Origin of the sequence: Duganella sp. Root336D2, from assembly GCF_001425005.1 — a bacterium.
Lineage (GTDB): Bacteria > Pseudomonadota > Gammaproteobacteria > Burkholderiales > Burkholderiaceae_D > Rugamonas.
In genome coordinates this window covers 225,170-245,014 of the sequence record NZ_LMDB01000037.1, presented here as the reverse complement: position 1 = coordinate 245,014, position 19,845 = coordinate 225,170, and the positions used below count along the sequence as shown (strand labels likewise).

Genomic DNA, 19,845 nt, shown 5'->3' with positions numbered 1-19,845 from the left:
TTATAAAGGTCAGGTGAGGCTGGTCGGGTAGGAGCCCAGCACTTTGAAGAAGGCAGCATTGTCCTTGAGTTCAGCCAATGCCTTTGTCACGGACGGGTCTTGAACGTGCCCTTCAACGTCTACATAGAAATAGTATTCCCAGGTGCCGATGCGGGCCGGGCGCGATTCGAAGCGCGTCATCGACACGCCATGCTTGGCCAGGGGCGCCAGCAGCTGGTACACGGCGCCAGCCTTGTTCGGCACTGCCAGGATCACGGAAGTGTGGTCGCGGCCGGACGGGTTGGTGAGCAGGCTGCCGATCACCACGAAGCGGGTGCGGTTGTGCGGATCGTCCTGGATGTGGGCATTGACCACGCCCAGGCCATACTGTGCGCCGGCGTGCTCGCTGGCGATGGCGGCGATGGTCGGGTCGTCGCCGGCCATGCGTGCCGCTTCGGCATTCGAGGCCACGGCGCGGCGCTCGATATGCGGGTAGTTCTGGTTCAGCCACACCTGGCATTGGGCCAGCGCCTGCGAGTGGGCGCAAATCACCTGTACCCCTTCCATGGTGCCGGTCCTGGTCATCAGGCTGTGATGGACGGCAATCGCGATCTCACCCGAGATCAGGCAGGGCGTGGCCAGCATCAGGTCCAGCGTGCGGTTGACCGCACCTTCGGAGGAATTTTCGACCGGCACCACGCCGAAATCGGCGGTACCGGCTTCAGTGGCGCGGAACACCTCGTCGATGGAGACGCAAGGAATGCCATCCACAGCGGTGCCGAATTGGGCGTACACCGCCTGTTCGCTGAAGGTGCCGGCCGGGCCAAGATAGGCCACGGTCACGCGGCGCTCGAGCGCGCGGCAGGCCGACATGATTTCGCGGAAGATGGTTTGCACTTCGCGCGCGCCCAGCGGGCCCGGATTGCGGTCGGCCACGCCGCGCAGCACCTGGGCTTCGCGCTCGGGACGGAACACGGGCGCGTTGGTTTCGGCCTTGACGTGCCCTACTTCCTGCGCCACTTTGGCGCGGTCATTCAGCAACGCCAGGATCTGCGCGTCGATCGAATCGATCTTCTCGCGCAAGGGTTTCAGTTTATCGCTCATTATCTGCCTGCAAATTCGTTGAGGTAGTCGACCAGCGTTTGCACGCCCTCGATCGGCATCGCGTTATAGATCGATGCCCGCATACCACCGACGGACTTGTGGCCCTTCAGCTGCAATAGCCCGCGCGCTTTCGCACCGGCCAGGAATGCTTCATTTTTCGATTCGTCGCGCAGGTAGAACGGGATGTTCATGCGCGAGCGGTATTCTTTTGCGACGCGGTTCTGGTAGAAGTCGTCGGCATCGAGTGCCTGGTACAGCAGCTCGGCTTTCTCAATATTACGCTTTTCCATGGCGGCCACGCCGCCCTGCTTCTTCAGCCACTGGAACACCAGGCCGGCAATATAGATGCCGTAGGTGGGTGGCGTGTTGTACATCGATTCGTTTTCCGCCACGTTCCTGAAGTCGAAGGCGGACGGGCAGAATGGCAGCGCCTTGCCGATCAGGTCATCGCGCACGATGACCACGGTGACGCCGGCCGGGCCGATATTCTTTTGTGCGCCCCCGAAAATCACGCCGTACTTGCTCACGTCCACCGGGCGCGACAGGATATGCGACGACATATCGGCCACGATATCGGTCTCGCCCTGCGCGGTCGGCACGAAATTGAACTCGACACCGTCGATGGTTTCATTGGTGCAGATATGCAGGTAGGATGCGCCGGGAGTCAGCTTCCACTCCGCCTGGTCCGGCACGCGGTCGAAGCCGGTGGCTTGCGACGAAGCGGCCACGTTGACGCGGGCATAACGCGCCGCTTCCTTGATCGACTTGCCGGACCAGGAACCAGTCTGCACGAAATCGATGGTGCTGTCGGCGCCGCCGCACAGGTTCATCGGCAGCACCGCATTCTGCGACAGCCCGCCGCCCTGCATGAACAGGATCTTGTAATTGTCCGGCACAGCCAGCAGCTCGCGCAGGTCGCGCTCGGCCGCCTTATAGATCGCAATGAATTCAGGACCGCGGTGGCTCATCTCCATGACCGACATCCCGCTGCCGTGCCAATCCAGCATTTCAGCGGCCGCCTGTTGCAGCACTTCCTTTGGCAGCACGGCCGGGCCGGCGGAGAAATTGTAGATGTTCGCCACTTCGAGACTCCTTACTTCGTTTGTTCGACAATGCGCTTCGCGCGCTCCTGCATCAGCTTTTGTGCGGCCTGGGCGCTTTCGCCCATCAGCACCGGCATCACTTCCAGCGACTTCTTGCCGACCGGACTGCGGTAGAAAGCCGTCAGGGCCTTGACGTCTTCCTGCGTGAAATGCTTCGCATACAGCGGCACCACCTGGTTGTACAGCTCATCGACCATTTTCGGATCGTTCAAATCCTTTTGCAGGGCGGCGGTGATGACCGGCATGCGGCGCTCCACAGTCGCCAGTTCGGCCTTGCGCTGCTCGTCGTTGAACTTGGGGTTATTGCGCACCACCGCTTCCGCGCGCATGCGCAGGATCTGCGGCAGCGCCTTCGCCAGGTTCTGCAGCGAGGCAGCCATATTGGCGCGCGCTCCGGTGGTATCCATCAACTCGCGGATCGATGCTTCGCTCGGCGGGGCTGCATGGGCGGCGGCGGCGAAAGCAAATATTGCGGCGGCAAAGGCGAACTTTTTCATGCGGGCTCCTTAATTTTTACGGGACTGCTCCACAACTATTTTCTTCATTGCTTATTTGTTTTTCGAATTTGGCAGCTATAAAAACTAACGGGCCCGGCCTGATCACTCAGACGGGGCCCGTTGCGGGTCAGCCTTATTCGGCTGCTTCGCCGCCTTCTGCTTCCGCCTCCGGCTCGTCCGCGTCTGCTTCGACGATGCGCTGCAAGCCCGAGAGCTTGGTGCCGTCCTCCACCGCAATCAGGGTCACGCCCTGGGTGGCCCGGCCCATCTCACGGATCTCCGAGACGCGGGTGCGGATCAGCACACCGCCGGTCGTGATCAGCATGATCTCGTCGGTCTTGGTCACCAGGGTCGCCGCCACCACCTTGCCGTTACGCTCGGAGGTCTGGATCGCGATCATGCCCTTGGTGCCGCGGCCGTGGCGGGTGTACTCGGCGATCGGGGTACGCTTGCCGAAACCGTTCTCGGTTGCGGTCAGCACCGACTGCTCTTCGTTTTCCGCCACCAGCAGCGCGATCACGTTCTGGCCTTCTTCCAGGTTCATGCCGCGCACGCCGCGCGCGGTACGGCCCATCGGACGCACGTCGTTCTCATCGAAGCGCACCGCCTTGCCGTTGTCGGAGAACAGCATCACGTCGTGCTTGCCGTCGGTCAGCGCGGCACCGATCAGGAAGTCGCCTTCGTCCAGGTCGACCGCGATGATGCCGGCCTTACGCGGATTGGAGAAGTCCTTCAGCGGGGTCTTTTTCACGGTACCCAGGCTGGTCGACATGAAGACGTAATGGTCTTCCGGGAAGGTGCGGTTTACGCCCGACAGCGGCAGCACCACGGTGATCTTCTCGTTGTCCTGCAGCGGGAACATGTTCACGATCGGCTTGCCGCGCGAAGTGCGCGAGCCTTGCGGCACTTCCCACACCTTCAGCCAGTACAGGCGGCCGCGGTTGGAGAAGCACAGGATGTAATCGTGGGTGTTGGCGATGAACAGCTGGTCGATCCAGTCTTCATCCTTGGTCGCTGCCGCCTGCTTGCCGCGGCCGCCGCGCTTCTGGGCGCGGTATTCGGACAGCGGCTGGGCCTTCATATAGCCCATGTGCGACAGGGTCACCACCATGTCCTGCGGCGTGATCAGGTCTTCGGTTTCGAGGTCGGTCGCGTTGTTCTCGATATTCGAGCGGCGCGGATCCTTGTCGCCGAATTCCAGCATCGAGGCATTCAGTTCTTCGGTAATGATGGCGGTCACGCGGGCCGGCTTGGACAGGATGTCCAGCAGGTCGGCGATCAGGGACATCACGTCCTTGTACTCGTTGACGATCTTGTCCTGTTCCAGGCCGGTCAGGCGCTGCAGGCGCATTTGCAGGATCTCGCCTGCCTGTTCGTCGGACAGCTTGTACAGGCCATCGGACTGCAGGCCGTAGTGCTTCGGCAGGTGCTCAGGACGGAAGGCTTCGATACCGCCCTGGCCTTCTTCGCCGGTGCGTTTCAGCATTTCGCGCACGATGGACGAATCCCAGCCGCGCGCCATCAGTTCCTGTTTCGCGATCGGCGGCGTTGGCGCTGCCTTGATGATGGCGATGAAATCGTCGATGTTGGCCAGTGCAACCGCCAGGCCTTCCAGCACGTGGCCGCGTTCGCGCGCCTTGCGCAGTTCGTACACGGTACGGCGCGTGACGACTTCGCGGCGGTGCGACAGGAAGGTCGCCAGCAGGTCCTTCAGGTTCATCAGCTTCGGCTGGCCGTCCACCAGGGCGACCATGTTCATGCCGAAGGTGTCCTGCAGCTGGGTCTGCTTGTACAGGTTGTTCAGCACCACTTCCGGCACTTCACCGCGTTTCAGCTCGATCACCACGCGCATGCCCGACTTGTCGGACTCGTCGCGGATGTCGGAAATGCCTTCCAGCTTCTTGTCGCGCACGTTCTCGGCGATGCGCTCCAGCAGGGACTTCTTGTTGACCTGGTATGGCAGCTCGTCCACGATGATCGCGGTACGGCCGCCTTCCTTGCCGTATTCCTCGAAGTGGGTCTTGGCGCGCATCACCACGCGGCCACGGCCGGTGCGGTAGCCATCGCGCACGCCGGACACACCATAAATGGTGCCGCCGGTCGGGAAGTCCGGCGCCGGAATGATCTCGATCAGTTCGTCGATCGAGCAATCCGGGTTGTTCAGCACGTGCAGCGCGCCGTTGATCACTTCCGTCAGGTTGTGCGGCGGGATGTTGGTGGCCATACCCACTGCAATACCGGACGAGCCGTTGATCAGCAGGTTAGGAATCTTGGTCGGCAGGACGGTAGGCTCTTTCTCCTTGCCGTCGTAGTTGGGCGCGAAATCGACGGTTTCCTTGTCGATGTCGGCCAGCAGCTCTGCCGAAATCTTGTCCAGGCGGCACTCGGTGTAACGCATCGCCGCGGCGTTGTCGCCGTCGATGGAACCGAAGTTACCCTGGCCGTCGACCAGCATGTAGCGCAGGGAGAAATCCTGCGCCATACGCACCAGCGTGTCGTAAATCGACGCGTCGCCGTGCGGGTGGTACTTACCCATGACTTCGCCCACAACACGGGCGCACTTCACGTAAGGGCGGTTCCACACGTTGTTCAGTTCGTGCATCCCGAACAGGACGCGGCGGTGTACTGGCTTAAGGCCGTCGCGAGCGTCCGGCAGAGCTCGGCCTACGATCACGCTCATGGCGTAATCGAGGTAGCTCTTGCGCATCTCTTCTTCGAGGGAAATTGGGATTGTTTCTTTTGCGAATTGATCCATTGGCGGGTCGATCTTTTGTCTAGGCGTACAAGCCTGCGATTTTAGCATGGCGCCAAGGCGGCCGGATGAAAGTCATTGGGTTGACACAAATGCACCGTATTATGGCCCCTGCGTTGCAACAAAACAACATTTTGGTCAGATGCGCGAAACTGGCTTTTTCCTCTACTTTTGATGCAGTTTTGCGAAATATGGCAAAATGGACGAGAAACTAATGAAAAAGATAGTTTTAAAAGATAGTTTTAACAGCGTTACCCCCGTTTAAGGAAAAGACCAATATGAAGAAAATCCTCGCCACCATGTTTGCTGCGTCTTCCGTTCTGGCCGGCCCTGTGCTAGCACAAGACAAGCCAACCGCTCCTCCGTTCGCACCAGTAACCCAGGACATCAAGGCCGCGACGCCTAAGAGCGCCTATGTGCAGGATGCCCGTGGCGTCATCGCCCGCAATCCATTCGGCCTGTGCTGGCGCACCGGCTACTGGACCCCGGCCGATGCCGTGCCAGGTTGCGACCTGCCGATCTGCACCCCACCGGAAGAGCTGAAAGATGGCAAATGCGTGCTGCCACCTCCACCACCGGTCGCGCCAGAGCAGCCGCCAGTCGCCGTACCGCCAGTAGCAACCCCGGCAGCACCGACCGCGGCACCGACTGCTGAGAAGGTTTCGTTCGCATCCGACGCATTCTTCGACTACGACAAGGCCGTGCTGAAGCCAGAAGCGAAAGAAAAGCTGGACGACCTGGTCAGCAAGCTGAGCGGCATCAACCTGGAAGTAATCATCGGCGTCGGCCACACCGACTCCATGGGCACCGACCAGTACAACGACAAGCTGTCGCTGCGTCGTGCTGATGCTGTCAAAGCGTACCTGCAGAGCAAAGGCGTGGAAGCCAACCGCGTGTACTCCGAAGGCAAGGGCGAGAAGCAGCCAGTAGCGGACAACAAGACCGCCGAAGGCCGCGCCCAGAACCGCCGCGTGGAAATCGAAGTTGTAGGCACCAAGAAGTAATTCCCGGCGCCTCAGCGCTATTGGAGCCCCGCCCTGTGCGGGGCTTTTTTTGTCCACCCCAGGGTGGACATTTTTCCAGTATCATCCCGGCATGAACGCCGACCCATTAGAACTGCAAAAATTCAGCGAACTGGCCCATCACTGGTGGGATCCCACGTCCGAATTCAAACCCCTGCACGAAATCAATCCGCTGCGCCTGGAATGGATCAACGCCCGCGCCCCGCTGGCCGGCAAGAACGTGATCGATATCGGCTGCGGCGGGGGCATCCTGTCCGAATCCATGGCCCGCAAAGGCGCCAAGGTCACCGGCATCGACCTGTCGGAAAAAGCCCTGAAAGTTGCCGACCTGCATAGCCTGGAATCCGGCGTGCCGGTGCGCTACAAACTGATCGCCGCCGAGGCAATGGCAGCCCAGGAGGCCGGCCAGTACGATGTTGTGACCTGCATGGAAATGCTGGAACACGTCCCCGACCCAGGCGCCATCGTGCGCGCGGCAGCCACCCTGGTAAAGCCGGGCGGCCATGTCTTCTTCTCAACCCTGAATCGCAACCCCAAGGCTTACCTGTTCGCGGTGATCGGCGCCGAATACCTGCTGCGCATGCTGCCCAAGGGCACGCACGATTATGAAAAGTTCATCACTCCAGCCGAACTGTCGCAATATGTCCGCACTGCTGGTCTGCAAGTGGATGCCTTGAAGGGCATGGGCTACAATCCGCTCACCAAGGTCTACTCCCTGAACAACGACACCAGCGTTAATTACCTGGTGGCTTGCACCCGCCCAGCATAAAGCCAGGCGGCCCGCGCGCCGCCTGCTTCGAAAGTCTTTCCCTATCATGAGCCTGTTTCCAGCCCCGCGCGCCATCCTGTTTGACCTCGATGGCACCCTGGCCGACACCGCCCCCGACCTGGCCGCCGCCATCAACCTGCTGCGCACCGTGCGCGGGCTGGAGCCGACGCCATACGAGGTGCTGCGCCCGCAGGCATCGCACGGCGCACGCGGCATGATCGGTGTGTCCTTCGGCCTCAAGCCGCAGGATGAAGGCTTTGAGGAATTGCGCGATGGCTTCTTCACCAACTACGAAGCCGCCATGGCGGTGCACAGCAGCCTGTTCGACGGCGTGCATGAACTGCTGGCCGGCATTACCGAAGCAGGCCTGCGCTGGGGCATCGTCACCAACAAACCAGCCCGCTTCACCGACCCGCTGGTAACGCAGATCGGCCTGGAACTGGCGAGCTGCGTCGTCTCCGGCGACACCACCGCGCACGCCAAGCCCCACCCTGCCCCGCTGCTGGAAGCCGCGGCCCGCCTTGGCCTGGCGCCGGAAGAATGCTGGTACGTCGGCGACGACCTGCGCGACATCCAGGCCGGCCACGCCGCCGGCATGCGCACCATAGCCTGCCAATGGGGCTATTGCGGACCAGTCGAACCCGCCGCCTGGGGCGCCGACCACTTGCTGGCCTCGCCAGCCGACCTGCTGGCCCTGATTCGCGCAACCGTACCATCGCCGACACCGTTGGCAGCGTAGAAACTGCGTTATAACTTGCCCAACAGCAATAAGTTTCTATACTATAGTCAGTAGCGAATACTGAAAAAGGCACCTGGAGACTTTATGGACGGGGACGACAACATCGAGGCGGCGCTCCCACCACGCAGCAGTGCGCCGCAGGTTTGGGATGCCTCCGTTGCCGAGAGCCGCTTCTACTGGTACGACCTGCTGGTGAACGACCCGCTGGTGCCCGACTTCCGCGACCCGATCGGCCGCTACCAGCGCCGCATGCAGTTCGCGCTCGACGCGACCATGGAAAAGCAGCTGCTGTTCTTCGTCATCTCGCGCCAGCGCCTGCGCTTCGACATCAAGAAAGGCACCAGCTGGGGCTTCTTCGGCCTGAAGCTGACCGTGCCGCTGCTGGCCGGCACCGACAACCGCAAGGAATCGATCACGCTCGAACTGGAAGTGCCGTTCGAAGCCACTTTCAAGAAGCCGATCGTCACCCTGCACGACAAGTACATCACGCTGAACTGGGGCGCGCTGACGGAGTGCTATTCCGCGCACGACCTGCTGCAGAAATTCCCGAACGACCTGAAGTACGAAAGCATGGTGGAGTACGTCGGCATCACGCGCGACACGCAATCCCGCCTGGCCAAAGGCCGCCTCCCTGCCGTCAACCGCATCATGGAAGAGAACGACGGCACGCTCGACACCTTCCTGCTGGTCAAGCGCATGGATGTGAAAGTTGAATCCGCAGTGCAGGACGCACTCGGTGAAGCCTCCACCCGCTCGCATGTGGAAGTCATGGAAGGCGCACTGATCCGCTACTTCGAAGGCGAAAAGCCGGCCCACCATGGCACCATCGAAACCAACACCCGGCGCAACCGCGTGGAGCAGCTGGTCGAGACTTACCAGCTCCAGGGGCTGACCATCGACCTCGGCTTCAAGGAAGCCGACAGCTTCCACGACCTCAAGTCCGCCACTGCCCCGGTCTCGCGCCGCCACCTGGTCGAATTCACCTTCGGCCCCGGCGGCGAAATCCGCGCCAACCGACTTCCCGACGACGCCCGCCCGCTGATTTCGCTCGAAGAGTAACGCTCTCGAAAAGATTCAGGTAAAATACAACTTCCTTCTGTGGGGACGACCTGGTTTCGACGTGGGTTGCAAAGCAGAACAGGGCATACCGAGGGCTGGTTACCTCGTAAATACACCCAGAAACAAACTAACTGCAAACGATAACTCGTACGCACTGGCAGCTTAATCGCTGACCTGCCCGACAACACCTCGCCCTTAGGGTGTGACCGCAAGGTCGTGTTGGGTCATTTATAAGGGATCGGACTTCGAGGGTTCACTTCGAGAAGTCCTAAATCTAAGGTGAATCGCCTGTCCGGAACGTGCACATCCGTGCCGTACAGGTTAAATTAAATGATAGTGCTAAGTATGTAGAACTGTCTGTAGAGTGCTTGCGGACGCGGGTTCGATTCCCGCCGTCTCCACCACTATTTCATTTAAAATCATGAAGTTATGATTTTAATGCTGTCATTGATTGGGGTATTTGGAGGCTGATTTGGCACCGAAATGACAACAAAATGACAACCCTAAAATAGCCGCATTTTGCGGCTATTTTTTTTGCTTTCACGATTCAACATAGGCAGGCGACCGCTTTGCCAGGCAATGGGTAGAGCCCGGCAGTGTTCGCAGTCATTTCGCGTCTGCGTGACGCGCTCAGGATTTGGTCTCGCACCATTGCAAACAGTCTTCCGACGCCCTAGCGCACAAACGCGGATTGGCTTGGTCTTATCAGTCCGCAAAGACCGTCGAAAAAGGGATCGGTAGTCCCTGGCACTGATCGATGCCAGTGGGACCTCGATCAACTCTCACGCAATTTTGCTGCACGTCGTGAATTAACGACGATACGAACAGGACTTTTAGCTCCTCGAACGTATTGAGCAGAGAGTACTCTTTCAATAATCGGATCTGGAATTCCATTAAGAGCCATGAACTGACGGGCTTCTGCGGCACCTGCAAGATATAGCAGGGACAGGCCGTATTGGACTCGATCAGCAGTTACGCGATCCAATCGGCGATAGTTGGTGAGTTTTTCGGACATGGTCACCTCCTTGCTACTTAGAAGTATGACACGCACGAATTTGGTTTGTCGCACCGGTAGACTTGATCGCCCCCGTGACAAGAACTTGCTGGGCGATCAGATCTGAATCACGACAACTTACCACCAAGGTCGTTTTCCCTCGCAGTTTTCGAATTACAGCCCGCAAACCTCAACTGCGTATGCACTTAGATTCGCACGCCCTTCCGGCGTCAGGTTCTTAGCGAAGAAGCAGGCATAGGGCCGGCTAGTGACCTGGTCGACGTAGAGGTAGTCGGTCGGCACGTTGTACGCAATGTCGAACTTCGAAGCCGGCTGTGTTGGTGAGAGGGACTTAAACGCGAGATGCAGTTTCAAGCCGAAGTTCGGATGATGAAAGTCGAAGCATCCCTCCGGATAGGCGCAGTTGCCGTTTTGCGCTGGCAAATGAAGCGGCACGACTGTTTGCAGCGATTGATCAGTCGGCGCCCGCTCATATCGCATCGCGACGGGTGGGTCGTCGGTGGTGATTTCGTTGATCGAGCTGCCTGGCTGATGGAAGTTCGCATAGAGCGCCTCAAACGCAGGCCAACTGTCCGGATGAATGAAGGTCTGCTTGACCTGCTCCTTTTCATACGTGGTTTGCGCTTGCACCGCATACACCGCCCTGACACGCGACGACTTGGTCTGGTAAGGGAACGGGGCTTGGTCATCGGCCAGGTTCTTCGACAGCGCATTCATCAGGCCAAGCGTGCCGCGTGATTGGCCGACGATGAAAATATTGCTGCCATCGATGCCGAGCATGCCGGACCTGTGGCGTGCCCACTGCACGGCGCGTGCGATGTCCGTGTTTGGGATATCGAGATTAGGCGACTTGCCATACTCCTGGCTCGCGACCGGGTGGCGGAATTCGATCGACATCAAGGCGAAGCCCAGCGCCAGCGCGGGTGTTACGAGTTTCGGATACAAGTCGCCCTGCTGGGGCAAGTTATCGGTGGCGCCATTCGGATGTGCCCAGATGATCAGCGGCAGCCGTTGCGATGCGGGCAGCGAGGCGGGGCGGTAGAAGTCGAAGCGCTGGTCCAGCGTCACATCGTAAGCGCCGGCCGGCGACTTCTCCTTCCACTCGGTGCCCTCTGCATAGCAGATATCCCTGGCTACCGTGGCCTGGGTTCCTTGAGTTTTGGTATAGCTGGAAAGCTCGGCTTCTGTGCTGATTTTGCGGCAAGGCTCTGCTGCAGCAAAGCCTGCGGCGCCGACCAGCAGCAGGCCGCTGAGCAGGCGCAGGAATGATCGGGAACGTGGCAGGATGTTTTGTCGCATTCTTTGCTCCGGTAGTGGTGTTTGAATGGTAGACAGCCGAAGCACATTATCATTAAAACAATTAATCGATCGCATGGGAGGCGAAATGGAGAAATTCGAAAAGCTGTTTTCATATGGGACGCTGCAACAGCAAGGCGTGCAGCTTGCGACGTTCGGGCGCAAGCTCGAAGGCATGGCAGACCAGTTGAATGGCTATAAGCTTGGGCTGCTGGAGATCGATGATCCCGAAGTAGTTGCGACCAGCGGCAAGACGCATCATCCGATCATCGCGCGGAGCAGCAGTGCGATGGATGCCGTAGCCGGCTCGGTTCTTCTGGTCACGCCAGCGGAACTGCAGCAGGCGGACCGGTACGAGGTGGCCGCGTACAAGCGCCATCGCATCACGCTCGCATCCGGAACTGTTGCGTGGGCCTATGTGGATGCACGATGTGGACTGACGCACAGACCGCGCTCCCGCGCGCGACGTAGCCTATCCGCTGGCTCAAGGAGGCAGCGTGGATCAACGAAGTCACAAGGAACGGCGTCACGACAGCGGTACTGCCGAGCGTTTCGACATGGCAGTGCGCACCGCCCTGGCCTTCGACCAGGGCGCGGCTTATTCCTACCTCGCCATCTGCGGTGTGGAGCACATGCTGATCCGCTCTTTCGCGGAACGTTTCCCGACGCAAGTCAGGTCGGTGGCTTCCCTGCCCTGGCACTCCAGCGACCGCCGCAGCGATTCAATGCAGCGTGCGTTTTAGCGCGCGCCGTCTTTTCATCAAGGCCCGGCGGGTGTCGTAGGTGGTCTGCAGGGTGAGCCAGAACTCCGGCGTGGTGTCGAAATAGCTGGCGAGCTGCTGGGCGGTGGCGGGCGAGATGCTGCGCTCCTGCCGCACAATGCCAGTCAGGTATCCAGGTTCGAGGTGCAGCACGCCGGCCAGCGTGTTCGCAGTCAGCCCCATTGGGTCCATGAACTCTTCCAGCAAGACTTCGCCCGGATGGATCGGGCGCATAGTATTTTCCATAGTCGCCTCCTGTCCTTTGATTCTACTACCGTGCAGCCAGGCGCATTACTGTTGACTTAGAATAGCGACAGAATGAAATGGAAACCTTTCACTGCGACTATCCTCCTCGCTTTCGCTGCCAACAATGTGCTGGCCGCCTGCGGCACGATCCGCTTCGCCTACCCCGACCAGCACCGCCCGCCGTATTGGATGGGCAATGGCGCGACCGTGCCCGAACCTGCTGGCGCCAGCGTGGAGTGGATTCGCGAATTCGCCGCCAGCGGTGGCTGCGCAATTGAACTGGCGCGGCTGCCGGTGATGCGCTTGCGCAGTGCGCTGGTCAGCGGTGCGGTGGACTTTGTCCCGGTCGACATCACGGCCGATGGGCAGCCCGGCATCGTGATCCCGCGCGATGCGCAAGGCAAACCGGACACCAGGCGCGCCACCAGCCTGGTCGTGATGGCTTTTGTGCGCGCCAAGGACGGCTACCCGCGCGACCTCGATCCGGGGGAAATGGTGCGCGGAAAACGGGTTGGCGTGATGTATGGCTCATCCTACGGCGTGCAACTGGAGAAGTCCGGCGCCATCCTCGACCAGGGCGCGCCTACCGTGCCGAGCAATTTCGAAAAGCTCCAGCTTGGCCGCATCGATGCCTTCGTCGTGCCGATGATCGCCGCTACAGACCTGGACAAGTACGTGGCTGACCGCTACAAGGGCCAACTGGTGCGGCTGGAAAAGCCTGTGCTGAAATCCCATAACTGGATCGCGACCAGCACCGCCTATTACGAGGCGCACCGCCACCAAGTCGATACCCTCTGGAACTGGCTCGGCACCAATGGCAACAAGCGCTTCAACCTGCTGCTTCGCAAATACACCGAGAACTAGGATATTCCTCCCTACAGGCCTAGAATGGACTATTGGCCGTAGCTACAAGGAGGCAATCATGTCCACACTCAACAAGGGACGCAGCCTGGAGCAGCAAACCCACGATGGCACCAGCAGCATCGCGACCATGGGCGCCGGATGCACTGGCCGCCGCAACCTGTCCCGTTCCCAGGAAGGCAACCAGCAATCGGAAGATTCTGCCGGCCGCACCGACGACCTGCTGTCCGGCTGCGTCGATGAGGATAAACGCGAGCATGGTTTCCAGACCGGCACGCAATATCGCCAAGGTGAATCGCACGAAACGGGCCCCGATACCGTGCGGCGCAGCGAACGCTAGTTTCTTAACCCAGTACAAGATTTACGGTTGAACAAATTTCCCGGGTGGCGCATAATTGAGAATGATAACAATTCTCATTACGCAGCCACTTAGGAAATAGCATGTCGTTGAACAAGTCCCCGCTGGCGCTTGCCGTTGCGCTGGCAATGCCGCATTTCGCCGTTTTCGCCGAAGACGCTACCCTCCCCTCCGTTACCGTCTCCGCCGCCCGCGAAGCCGCTTACAACCCGAGCACCGCCACCAGCGCGACCAAGATCGATGCGCCGCTGCGCGACATCCCGCAGACCGTGAACGTGGTGCCGCAGGAATTGCTGCGCGACCAGGGCGCGAGCTCGATGGAAGACGTGATGAAGGGCATTCCAGGCGTCGGCCTGTCGCACGGCGACGGCCAGCGCGACCAGGTGACCATCCGCGGCTTTACCGCGATTGCCGACCAGTTCATCGATGGCATGCGCGACGATGCGCTGTATTTTCGCGACCTGTCCAACATCGAACAGATTGAAGTCATCAAGGGCCCGGCCTCGGTGCTGTATGGCCGCGGTTCTTCGGGCGGCATGATCAACCGCATCACCAAGAAGCCCGGCATCGACCGCACGGAAGCCAGCGTGACCTTCGGCAGCTGGAGCAAAAAGCGCGGCGAATTCGACTTGGCGCGCAACCTGAAGGATAGCGGCGTAGCCTTCCGCGTCACCGGCGCCAAGGAAGATTCGGACAGCTACCGCGACCAGCAATTCCTCAAGCGCGAGGCACTGTCGCCATCCGTGCTGTGGAAGATCAATGCCGACACCTCCCTGCTGGTGCAGGGCGAATACCTGTCCGACCGCCGCCTGACCGACTTCGGCATCCCTTCGTATAAGGGCGCGCCGGTCGACGTGGATCCAGGCACCTACTTCGGCGCCGCCAATGCGCGCGATGTGGACTTCAGCCAGGCGCGCGTGAAATCGCTGGCCGTGGTGCTGGATCACCGCATCAACGCCAACTGGTCGCTGCGCAACGCCTTCCGCCGCTACGACTACTCGCTGAACCGCAACAACACCCTGGTGGGCAGCGTCAACGAAACGGCGCAAACCGCGTCCCTCACCCACGGCAATGTACGCCGCGAGGAAGACGGCTACTTCAACCAGACCGAGTTGACCCAGCGCGCAGAATTCTTCGGCATGCAGCACCAGCTGTTGTACGGCGTGGAGATCGGCAAGCAGGACAAGGACCAGGTCAACCGCTCGAAGACCAATGTGGCGACGGTCAACCTGTTCAATCCAGTGCTGCCGGTGCTGCAACTGGCGGCCAACGTCGCGCCAGGCACCGACAACCTGGGCATCATGAAGAACAAGAGCGTCTACGTGCAGGACCTGGCGACGCTGACGCCGCAGTGGAAGCTGCTGGCCGGCGTGCGCTACGATGACTTCAGCCAGGAGACGCGCGAGCGCCGCGTAGGCCAGAAAAACCTGGAACGCACCGACCGCGCCTGGAGCCCGCGCGCAGGCCTGGTATACCAGCCAAGCGGCACCGTTTCTTATTACGCCTCGTTCAGCAAATCCTTCCAGCCTTCGGGTGAAACTTTCGCGCTGGCCGCCACCAACGCCGCCATCGAGCCGGAGGAAACCACCAACAAGGAAGTGGGCGCGAAGATCGACCTGTTGGGCGGCCAGGCCACCGTTGGCGCATCGCTGTTCCGCCTGCAGCGCACCGGCATCAAGGCGACCGATCCAATCACCAGCATCGTCATGCCAGTCGGCACCCAGCGCACCGACGGCCTGGAACTGACCTTCACCGGTGAACTGGGCCAAGGCTGGCAAGTAGCTTCCGGCTTGGCGTTGATGGATGCGGAAATCATCAAATCCATCGCACGCGACGACGGCCAGGATGTACAAGGCAAGCAACCGACGCTCACGCCTAAGCGCAGCGCGAACCTGTGGCTGAACAAGGCGCTGGGCGGCGGCTGGTTCACCGGCGCCGGCGTGAACTACCAGGGCGACCGCTTTGCCAACCCGGGCAACACCGCCACCCTGCCTGGCTACACCGTGGTCGACGCCATGCTGGCCTACCGCACCGCGTCCTTCGACGTTCAGCTGAACGTGAACAACCTGCTCGATCGCGACTACATTGTTTCCGGTCACGGGTCAAGCAAGCTGCTTAACCTGCCGGGCGCGCCGCGCAATTTCCGCGTAACGGCCCGCTACCGCTTCTGATCCAACTGAGGCACAATCGGGACATTACTTTGCGAAAGGAATGTCCCGATGATTTATGAGCTGGCGGAATTTGAGATCAAGGATGGCCAGGGCGGCGAGTTTGAAGCAGCGGTGCAGAAAGCCGTACCGTTGTTCCAGCGCGCGAAGGGCTGCAAGTCGATGCGGCTGGAGCGCGTCATCGAGCGCGCCAATACCTATATGCTGGTCATCGTGTGGGAGACGCTGGAAAACCACACCGTCGATTTCCGCGGCAGCGAAGACTTCCAGACATGGCGCGGCATGGTTGGCCAATACTTCGCCAACACCCCGCGCGTCGAGCACACCACCAACGTTGTCGCCGGATTCTGATGCGAATCCTCGCCTGCCTGCTGCTGGCCGCGGCCAGCCTGCCTGCTTTTGCTGCCACCCCGGCGGAAACCATGGACGCGTTCCAGCGCGCGCTGGCCGAGGGCAAGCGCGACGCGGCATTGGCCCTGCTGAGCCCCAAGGTCAGGATATTCGAATCCGGCTATACCGAGAATAGCCGCGACGAATATGCCGCGCACCATCTCGACAGCGATATCGACTTCCTGCGCACGACCAGGTCGCACCTGCTGCGTCACGAAGAACGCCGCGATGGCGCGACCGCAATCGTGATGCGCGAAACGGAAACCACTGGCAGCTACAAGGACGCCGAGGTCCACGTGTTCGGGCTCGAAACTGCCGTGCTGGAAAAGGTTGGCGACGGCTGGCAGATCGTGCACCTGCACTGGTCATCACGCAAAGCCCAGGCCAAGTAAGCGCGCGCCACGTTGCAGCGCCTTACGCGACAATCCCGCCAAACAGGAGACTTATCATGCCAAGCACTATTTACCGAAATTTCCGCCAGATCGCCGATGCCGAAGGCGCGCGCAGCGCCCTGCTGGCCGAAGGCTTTGCCAATTCGGCTGTACAACTGAACCTGCATGAAGCGCGCGCGCTGAGCACCACCGCGTCTGCCGTGAAAAACATCATGGATTCCCTTACGCCGGACGATGTCGACAACACCGACAAACCGGATCGCCCCGCCGCCCTGCTGTCGGTGGACGTGGACGACGACGCCCAGCGCGAGCAGGCAGACCGCATCATGGCCAGTTTCGGCGCGCAGGAAGCCTAAAGCTGGACCGACTTCAATTGCTCGCGCAGCCAGCGGTGCCCGGCATCGTGCTCGCTGCGCGGATGCCAGGCCATGGCAATCGCAAATTCCGGCAGGTCGAAGGGCAGCTTGAAGATATCCAGTTGGCCGCTGAAGCGCTGCAGGAAGCGTACCGGCAAGGTGCAGACATAATCGGTATTGGCCAGGATCGTCGGCACCAGGCTGTAATGCGGCACAACCACAGCCACCTGCCGCTGCTGGCCCAGGTCTTTCAACCGCTGGTCCAGGAAGCTGTGGAATTCTCCCCTGCCCGACACCAGCACATGTTTCAACGCGCAAAACTGCTTCAGCGACGGCGCACGCATGCCGCGCGGATGGCCACTCCGCTGCGCCATGACATAACGCTCGCTCGATAAGGGCACGGCTTTCAATGCCTGCGGAATGGTCTGCGCTGCACCAAGCAGCAGGTCAAGCTCTCCGCGCTCCATGCGCGCCACGATGCCATCCGCGTTTGGTTCAACAAAACCGGCGCGCAGGCCGTCGCCGCCGCTCGCCGCAATGCGCCGCACCAGTTCAATGCCGAACATCGTCACCACATTGTCGTTGGCGGCAATCATGAAGGTGCGTTCGGCGCGCGCCGGATCGAAGGATTCCGGATCGCGCACAGCGGCTTCAAGAAGGCGCAACGAATCGCGCAAGCCGTCACGCAGCGCCAGCGCCCGCGCCGTCGGCACCATGCCCCTTCCGCTTTCGGACGGGACCAGCAGCGGATCGCCGAACAGGTCCCGCAGACGCGCCAGCTGGGCCGACAAGGCGGGCTGGCTGATATGCAGCCGCGCTGCGGCGCGCGTCACATTGTTCTCCTCCAGCAGGGCGTTGAGCGATACCAGCAAGGCGAGGTCGGAAGGCCTTATATCCATATGAATTATAGGTCGAATATCAACGATCGATTTCAAGTATATGTCAAGGCTAGCCACAATGGCAATCATCCACCAACCGACAAACGGAGATTGCCATGAAACGAATGATCGCCACCGCCTTGATGGCCCTTGCCGCACAAGCCCCCACCCTGGCCTTGGCTGCCGACCAGGCGCCAGGTTTTTACCGCGCCCTGCTGGGTGATTTCGAGGTCACCGCCATATCGGACGGTGTCGCCCCGCGCGATGTCACGACGATCCTGAGCGACGCGGCCACCGCCCGCGCCGAACTGCGCGCCAGCCACCTGCACGACACCCTGGCCTTGTCGATCAACGTCTACCTGGTGGATACCGGCAAACACCGCGTGCTGATCGATACCGGCGCGGGCGAACTGTTTGGCGCCACCAGCGGCCACCTGCTGGCCAACCTCGCCGCGGCAGGATTCAAGCCCGAACAGATCGAGGCCATCCTGCTGACGCACATCCATGGCGACCACTCCGGCGGGCTTTCCAACGGCGGCAAGATGCTGTTCCCGAACGCCCAGGTGTATGTGGACCGGCGCGAAGTGGCGCGCTGGATCAATGAGCCCGCGCCGAAAGCGACCGTCGGCCCCTACTACGACGCGGGGCGCATCAAGTACCTGCCGGCGAGCGGCGAAGTCCTGCCTGGCATCACAGCGCGCGCCGTGCCGGGGCACACGCCGGGCCATAGCGCCTACCTGGTGGAGAGCAAAGGTCACCGCATGCTGTTCTGGGACGATACGGTGCATGTGGCGGAAGTCCAGCTGGCGCACCCCGGCATCACCATCTCTTACGACGACAGCCAGCCGCAAGCCGCCGCCGCGCGCCGCAAACTGTTCGACGAAGTGGCCGCCAGCGGCGTGGTGGTAGCGTCGCCGCATTTTTCCTTCCCCGGCGTGGGGCACCTGCGCAAGGACGGCGATTCCTTCCGCTGGATCCCGGTCGCCTATAACAACCAGCTGGCCGAGCTGGCGCCCTGACTGGCCGAGGGTGGCTCAGGGTTGGCTGAAATTGACGCATATGCGCACTATCGGCCAAATGCTCGGCGTCCGATAATGATTTCATCGCTAATCCATCGGACAAACATCATGCAAACCACCATTGCCACTGCCCTGCCCACCAGCAGCGCCTCGGTCAAAAACCTGCCCGTCAACCTGTTTGGCTCCGTCATGGGCATTGCCGGCCTGGCACTGGCCTGGCGCGGCGCGGCCCACCTGTTCGGCAGCAGCACGCTGATCGCCGATGGCGTCGGGCTCCTGTCGCTGCTGGTGTTTGCGGTGCTGGCCGTGGCCTACCTGTCGAAATGGGCCGCGTTCCCTGAAGCTGTGAAGGCCGAGTTCTCGCACCCTGTTGCCGGCAACTTCTTCGGCACGATCAGCATCGCCGTGCTGCTGTTATCAAGCGTCGTCGCACCGTGGAGCGCCGCCTTGCAAAAACTGGTGTGGACGGCCGGCGCGGTCGCCACGCTGGTGCTGGGTTATGTCGTAGTGTCACGCGTCCTGCAAGGGAATATGACGCCAGCCAACGTCGTGCCGGCCTGGCTGATTCCCGGCGTGGCCTCGCTTGATATCGCGGTGACCGGCGGCACCTGGGGCCATGAAATGAATATGCTGGCCCTCGGCATCGGCACGGCCATCGCCATCGTGTTTTATGTGATGATCTTCAGCCGCCTGGTGCATGGCGACCCGCTGCCGACCGGCATGCTGCCTTCGCTGATGGTGATGATTGCACCGTTCGAAGTCGGCTTCCTGGCCTACGTCAACGTCACGCAGCACGTCGACATGTTCGCCGCCATGCTGTTCTACTTTGGCCTGTTCATGTTCCTGGTGCTGGCCCCGCGTGTATTCCGCCGCTCGGTACCATTTGGCCCGGCCTGGTGGGGCATCAGCTTCCCGATCGCAGCATTGGTGAATGCCGCGATCAAGTACGCCGCCACGGCCGATAGCGCAGCTGTCGTGGTGCTGGCCGGCGTACTGCTCGCCTTCCTGACCGTAACGATTGCCGTGCTGCTGGTGCGTACCTTATATTCCCTGTACACCGGCAAACTCCTGGCAGGCTGAC

Annotated in this window: 21 protein-coding genes, 1 other RNA gene and 1 pseudogene; 15 read left to right on the top strand and 8 right to left on the bottom strand. The window is 60.9% G+C overall.

Annotated features, from left to right (window positions below; translation table 11 throughout):
- Positions 1 to 9: 9 nt before the first annotated feature.
- The 4 genes from pheA to gyrA form a co-directional block, all read right to left on the bottom strand.
- Complete coding sequence (gene pheA / locus ASD07_RS25535) at positions 10 to 1,083, bottom strand: prephenate dehydratase (protein ID WP_055937080.1); 1,074 nt, start codon at positions 1,081 to 1,083, stop codon at positions 10 to 12.
- On the bottom strand, positions 1,083 to 2,165 hold the full coding sequence (gene serC / locus ASD07_RS25530; protein WP_055937077.1) for a 3-phosphoserine/phosphohydroxythreonine transaminase: 1,083 nt from the start codon (positions 2,163 to 2,165) through the stop codon (positions 1,083 to 1,085). The genes pheA and serC overlap by 1 nt, the downstream gene beginning before the upstream one ends.
- Positions 2,166 to 2,176: 11 nt before the next feature.
- Positions 2,177 to 2,683, bottom strand: a complete 507-nt coding sequence (locus ASD07_RS25525) for a DUF2059 domain-containing protein (protein ID WP_055937073.1) — start codon at positions 2,681 to 2,683, stop codon at positions 2,177 to 2,179.
- Between the two features lie 133 nt (positions 2,684 to 2,816).
- Positions 2,817 to 5,438 carry a DNA gyrase subunit A gene (gyrA, locus tag ASD07_RS25520; RefSeq protein ID WP_055937068.1) on the bottom strand — a complete coding sequence of 874 codons (2,622 nt, stop codon included), beginning with the start codon at positions 5,436 to 5,438 and terminating at the stop codon, positions 2,817 to 2,819.
- 275 nt (positions 5,439 to 5,713) lie between these two features.
- On the opposite strand from gyrA, the gene ompA reads away from it, so the two are divergent.
- The 5 genes from ompA (at position 5,714) to ssrA (ending at position 9,428) form a co-directional block, all read left to right on the top strand.
- Entirely contained in the window at positions 5,714 to 6,439 is a 726-nt protein-coding gene (gene ompA, locus ASD07_RS25515) for an outer membrane protein OmpA (protein ID WP_055937065.1), read from the top strand.
- 91 nt (positions 6,440 to 6,530) lie between these two features.
- The gene (gene ubiG, locus ASD07_RS25510; protein WP_055937063.1) at positions 6,531 to 7,226 is read left to right on the top strand and encodes a bifunctional 2-polyprenyl-6-hydroxyphenol methylase/3-demethylubiquinol 3-O-methyltransferase UbiG; all 696 of its coding nucleotides are present in this window, start codon (positions 6,531 to 6,533) and stop codon (positions 7,224 to 7,226) included.
- A gap of 46 nt (positions 7,227 to 7,272) precedes the next feature.
- Positions 7,273 to 7,965 carry an HAD family hydrolase gene (locus ASD07_RS25505; protein ID WP_055937060.1) on the top strand — a complete coding sequence of 231 codons (693 nt, stop codon included), beginning with the start codon at positions 7,273 to 7,275 and terminating at the stop codon, positions 7,963 to 7,965.
- Positions 7,966 to 8,049: 84 nt separating this feature from the next.
- Complete coding sequence (locus tag ASD07_RS25500; RefSeq protein ID WP_055937058.1) at positions 8,050 to 9,024, top strand: hypothetical protein; 975 nt, start codon at positions 8,050 to 8,052, stop codon at positions 9,022 to 9,024.
- 41 nt (positions 9,025 to 9,065) lie between these two features.
- Positions 9,066 to 9,428, top strand: a transfer-messenger RNA (tmRNA) gene (ssrA, locus tag ASD07_RS30455).
- Positions 9,429 to 9,799: 371 nt separating this feature from the next.
- Here ssrA and ASD07_RS31170 read toward each other — a convergent pair.
- Both ASD07_RS31170 and ASD07_RS25490 read right to left on the bottom strand, forming a co-directional pair.
- Positions 9,800 to 10,039 carry a hypothetical protein gene (locus ASD07_RS31170; protein WP_156398182.1) on the bottom strand — a complete coding sequence of 80 codons (240 nt, stop codon included), beginning with the start codon at positions 10,037 to 10,039 and terminating at the stop codon, positions 9,800 to 9,802.
- 153 nt (positions 10,040 to 10,192) lie between these two features.
- The gene (locus ASD07_RS25490) at positions 10,193 to 11,338 is read right to left on the bottom strand and encodes a S9 family peptidase (protein WP_055937047.1); all 1,146 of its coding nucleotides are present in this window, start codon (positions 11,336 to 11,338) and stop codon (positions 10,193 to 10,195) included.
- A 25-nt stretch (positions 11,339 to 11,363) separates the two neighbouring features.
- Between ASD07_RS25490 and ASD07_RS31910 the strand changes: the two are divergent.
- Positions 11,364 to 11,702 (top strand): annotated as a pseudogene (locus ASD07_RS31910) (gamma-glutamylcyclotransferase family protein); the annotation flags it as partial.
- Positions 11,703 to 11,832: 130 nt separating this feature from the next.
- Entirely contained in the window at positions 11,833 to 12,078 is a 246-nt protein-coding gene (locus ASD07_RS31905) for a hypothetical protein (RefSeq protein ID WP_229207299.1), read from the top strand.
- Here ASD07_RS31905 and ASD07_RS25475 read toward each other — a convergent pair.
- Positions 12,058 to 12,342 carry a HigA family addiction module antitoxin gene (locus ASD07_RS25475; RefSeq protein WP_055937035.1) on the bottom strand — a complete coding sequence of 95 codons (285 nt, stop codon included), beginning with the start codon at positions 12,340 to 12,342 and terminating at the stop codon, positions 12,058 to 12,060. The two genes, ASD07_RS31905 and ASD07_RS25475, sit on opposite strands and share 21 nt — an antisense overlap.
- 72 nt (positions 12,343 to 12,414) lie before the next feature.
- Here ASD07_RS25475 and ASD07_RS25470 point away from each other — a divergent pair, with 72 nt between their 5' ends.
- The 6 genes from ASD07_RS25470 to ASD07_RS25445 all read left to right on the top strand — a co-directional run bounded on the left by ASD07_RS25470 (position 12,415) and on the right by ASD07_RS25445 (position 16,867).
- Positions 12,415 to 13,206 carry a hypothetical protein gene (locus tag ASD07_RS25470; RefSeq protein ID WP_055937033.1) on the top strand — a complete coding sequence of 264 codons (792 nt, stop codon included), beginning with the start codon at positions 12,415 to 12,417 and terminating at the stop codon, positions 13,204 to 13,206.
- Between the two features lie 58 nt (positions 13,207 to 13,264).
- Positions 13,265 to 13,543, top strand: a complete 279-nt coding sequence (locus tag ASD07_RS25465; RefSeq protein ID WP_055937032.1) for a hypothetical protein — start codon at positions 13,265 to 13,267, stop codon at positions 13,541 to 13,543.
- Positions 13,544 to 13,644: 101 nt separating this feature from the next.
- Positions 13,645 to 15,732, top strand: a complete 2,088-nt coding sequence (locus tag ASD07_RS25460; protein WP_055937029.1) for a TonB-dependent siderophore receptor — start codon at positions 13,645 to 13,647, stop codon at positions 15,730 to 15,732.
- 48 nt (positions 15,733 to 15,780) lie between these two features.
- Positions 15,781 to 16,080 carry an antibiotic biosynthesis monooxygenase gene (locus ASD07_RS25455; protein WP_055937027.1) on the top strand — a complete coding sequence of 100 codons (300 nt, stop codon included), beginning with the start codon at positions 15,781 to 15,783 and terminating at the stop codon, positions 16,078 to 16,080.
- The gene (locus ASD07_RS25450) at positions 16,080 to 16,511 is read left to right on the top strand and encodes a nuclear transport factor 2 family protein (protein WP_055937024.1); all 432 of its coding nucleotides are present in this window, start codon (positions 16,080 to 16,082) and stop codon (positions 16,509 to 16,511) included. The genes ASD07_RS25455 and ASD07_RS25450 overlap by 1 nt, the downstream gene beginning before the upstream one ends.
- Before the next feature lie 56 nt (positions 16,512 to 16,567).
- Complete coding sequence (locus tag ASD07_RS25445; RefSeq protein ID WP_055937021.1) at positions 16,568 to 16,867, top strand: hypothetical protein; 300 nt, start codon at positions 16,568 to 16,570, stop codon at positions 16,865 to 16,867.
- Here the strand turns inward: ASD07_RS25445 and ASD07_RS25440 are convergent.
- Positions 16,864 to 17,766, bottom strand: coding sequence for a LysR family transcriptional regulator (locus ASD07_RS25440; protein ID WP_055937018.1), 903 nt, complete (start codon positions 17,764 to 17,766; stop codon positions 16,864 to 16,866). The two genes, ASD07_RS25445 and ASD07_RS25440, sit on opposite strands and share 4 nt — an antisense overlap.
- A gap of 95 nt (positions 17,767 to 17,861) precedes the next feature.
- Between ASD07_RS25440 and ASD07_RS25435 the strand changes: the two genes are divergently transcribed.
- Both ASD07_RS25435 and ASD07_RS25430 read left to right on the top strand, forming a co-directional pair.
- On the top strand, positions 17,862 to 18,764 hold the full coding sequence (locus ASD07_RS25435) for an MBL fold metallo-hydrolase (RefSeq protein WP_200953857.1): 903 nt from the start codon (positions 17,862 to 17,864) through the stop codon (positions 18,762 to 18,764).
- A 108-nt stretch (positions 18,765 to 18,872) separates the two neighbouring features.
- Positions 18,873 to 19,844, top strand: a complete 972-nt coding sequence (locus ASD07_RS25430) for an SLAC1 anion channel family protein (RefSeq protein ID WP_055937014.1) — start codon at positions 18,873 to 18,875, stop codon at positions 19,842 to 19,844.
- Position 19,845: the final 1 nt, after the last annotated feature.

Bases quoted from the DNA above. Each gene is read 5' to 3' on its own strand.
- pheA (WP_055937080.1), bottom strand. From the start codon at position 1,083: ATGAGCGATAAACTGAAACCCTTGCGCGAGAAGATCGATTCGATCGAC.
- ASD07_RS25525 (WP_055937073.1), bottom strand. From the start codon at position 2,683: ATGAAAAAGTTCGCCTTTGCCGCCGCAATATTTGCTTTCGCCGCCGCC.
- gyrA (WP_055937068.1), bottom strand. From the start codon at position 5,438: ATGGATCAATTCGCAAAAGAAACAATCCCAATTTCCCTCGAAGAAGAG.
- ompA (WP_055937065.1), top strand. From the start codon at position 5,714: ATGAAGAAAATCCTCGCCACCATGTTTGCTGCGTCTTCCGTTCTGGCC.
- ubiG (WP_055937063.1), top strand. From the start codon at position 6,531: ATGAACGCCGACCCATTAGAACTGCAAAAATTCAGCGAACTGGCCCAT.
- ASD07_RS25505 (WP_055937060.1), top strand. From the start codon at position 7,273: ATGAGCCTGTTTCCAGCCCCGCGCGCCATCCTGTTTGACCTCGATGGC.
- ASD07_RS25500 (WP_055937058.1), top strand. From the start codon at position 8,050: ATGGACGGGGACGACAACATCGAGGCGGCGCTCCCACCACGCAGCAGT.
- ASD07_RS31170 (WP_156398182.1), bottom strand. From the start codon at position 10,039: ATGTCCGAAAAACTCACCAACTATCGCCGATTGGATCGCGTAACTGCT.
- ASD07_RS25490 (WP_055937047.1), bottom strand. From the start codon at position 11,338: ATGCGACAAAACATCCTGCCACGTTCCCGATCATTCCTGCGCCTGCTC.
- ASD07_RS25475 (WP_055937035.1), bottom strand. From the start codon at position 12,342: ATGGAAAATACTATGCGCCCGATCCATCCGGGCGAAGTCTTGCTGGAA.
- ASD07_RS25470 (WP_055937033.1), top strand. From the start codon at position 12,415: ATGAAATGGAAACCTTTCACTGCGACTATCCTCCTCGCTTTCGCTGCC.
- ASD07_RS25465 (WP_055937032.1), top strand. From the start codon at position 13,265: ATGTCCACACTCAACAAGGGACGCAGCCTGGAGCAGCAAACCCACGAT.
- ASD07_RS25460 (WP_055937029.1), top strand. From the start codon at position 13,645: ATGTCGTTGAACAAGTCCCCGCTGGCGCTTGCCGTTGCGCTGGCAATG.
- ASD07_RS25455 (WP_055937027.1), top strand. From the start codon at position 15,781: ATGATTTATGAGCTGGCGGAATTTGAGATCAAGGATGGCCAGGGCGGC.
- ASD07_RS25450 (WP_055937024.1), top strand. From the start codon at position 16,080: ATGCGAATCCTCGCCTGCCTGCTGCTGGCCGCGGCCAGCCTGCCTGCT.
- ASD07_RS25445 (WP_055937021.1), top strand. From the start codon at position 16,568: ATGCCAAGCACTATTTACCGAAATTTCCGCCAGATCGCCGATGCCGAA.
- ASD07_RS25440 (WP_055937018.1), bottom strand. From the start codon at position 17,766: ATGGATATAAGGCCTTCCGACCTCGCCTTGCTGGTATCGCTCAACGCC.
- ASD07_RS25435 (WP_200953857.1), top strand. From the start codon at position 17,862: ATGAAACGAATGATCGCCACCGCCTTGATGGCCCTTGCCGCACAAGCC.
- ASD07_RS25430 (WP_055937014.1), top strand. From the start codon at position 18,873: ATGCAAACCACCATTGCCACTGCCCTGCCCACCAGCAGCGCCTCGGTC.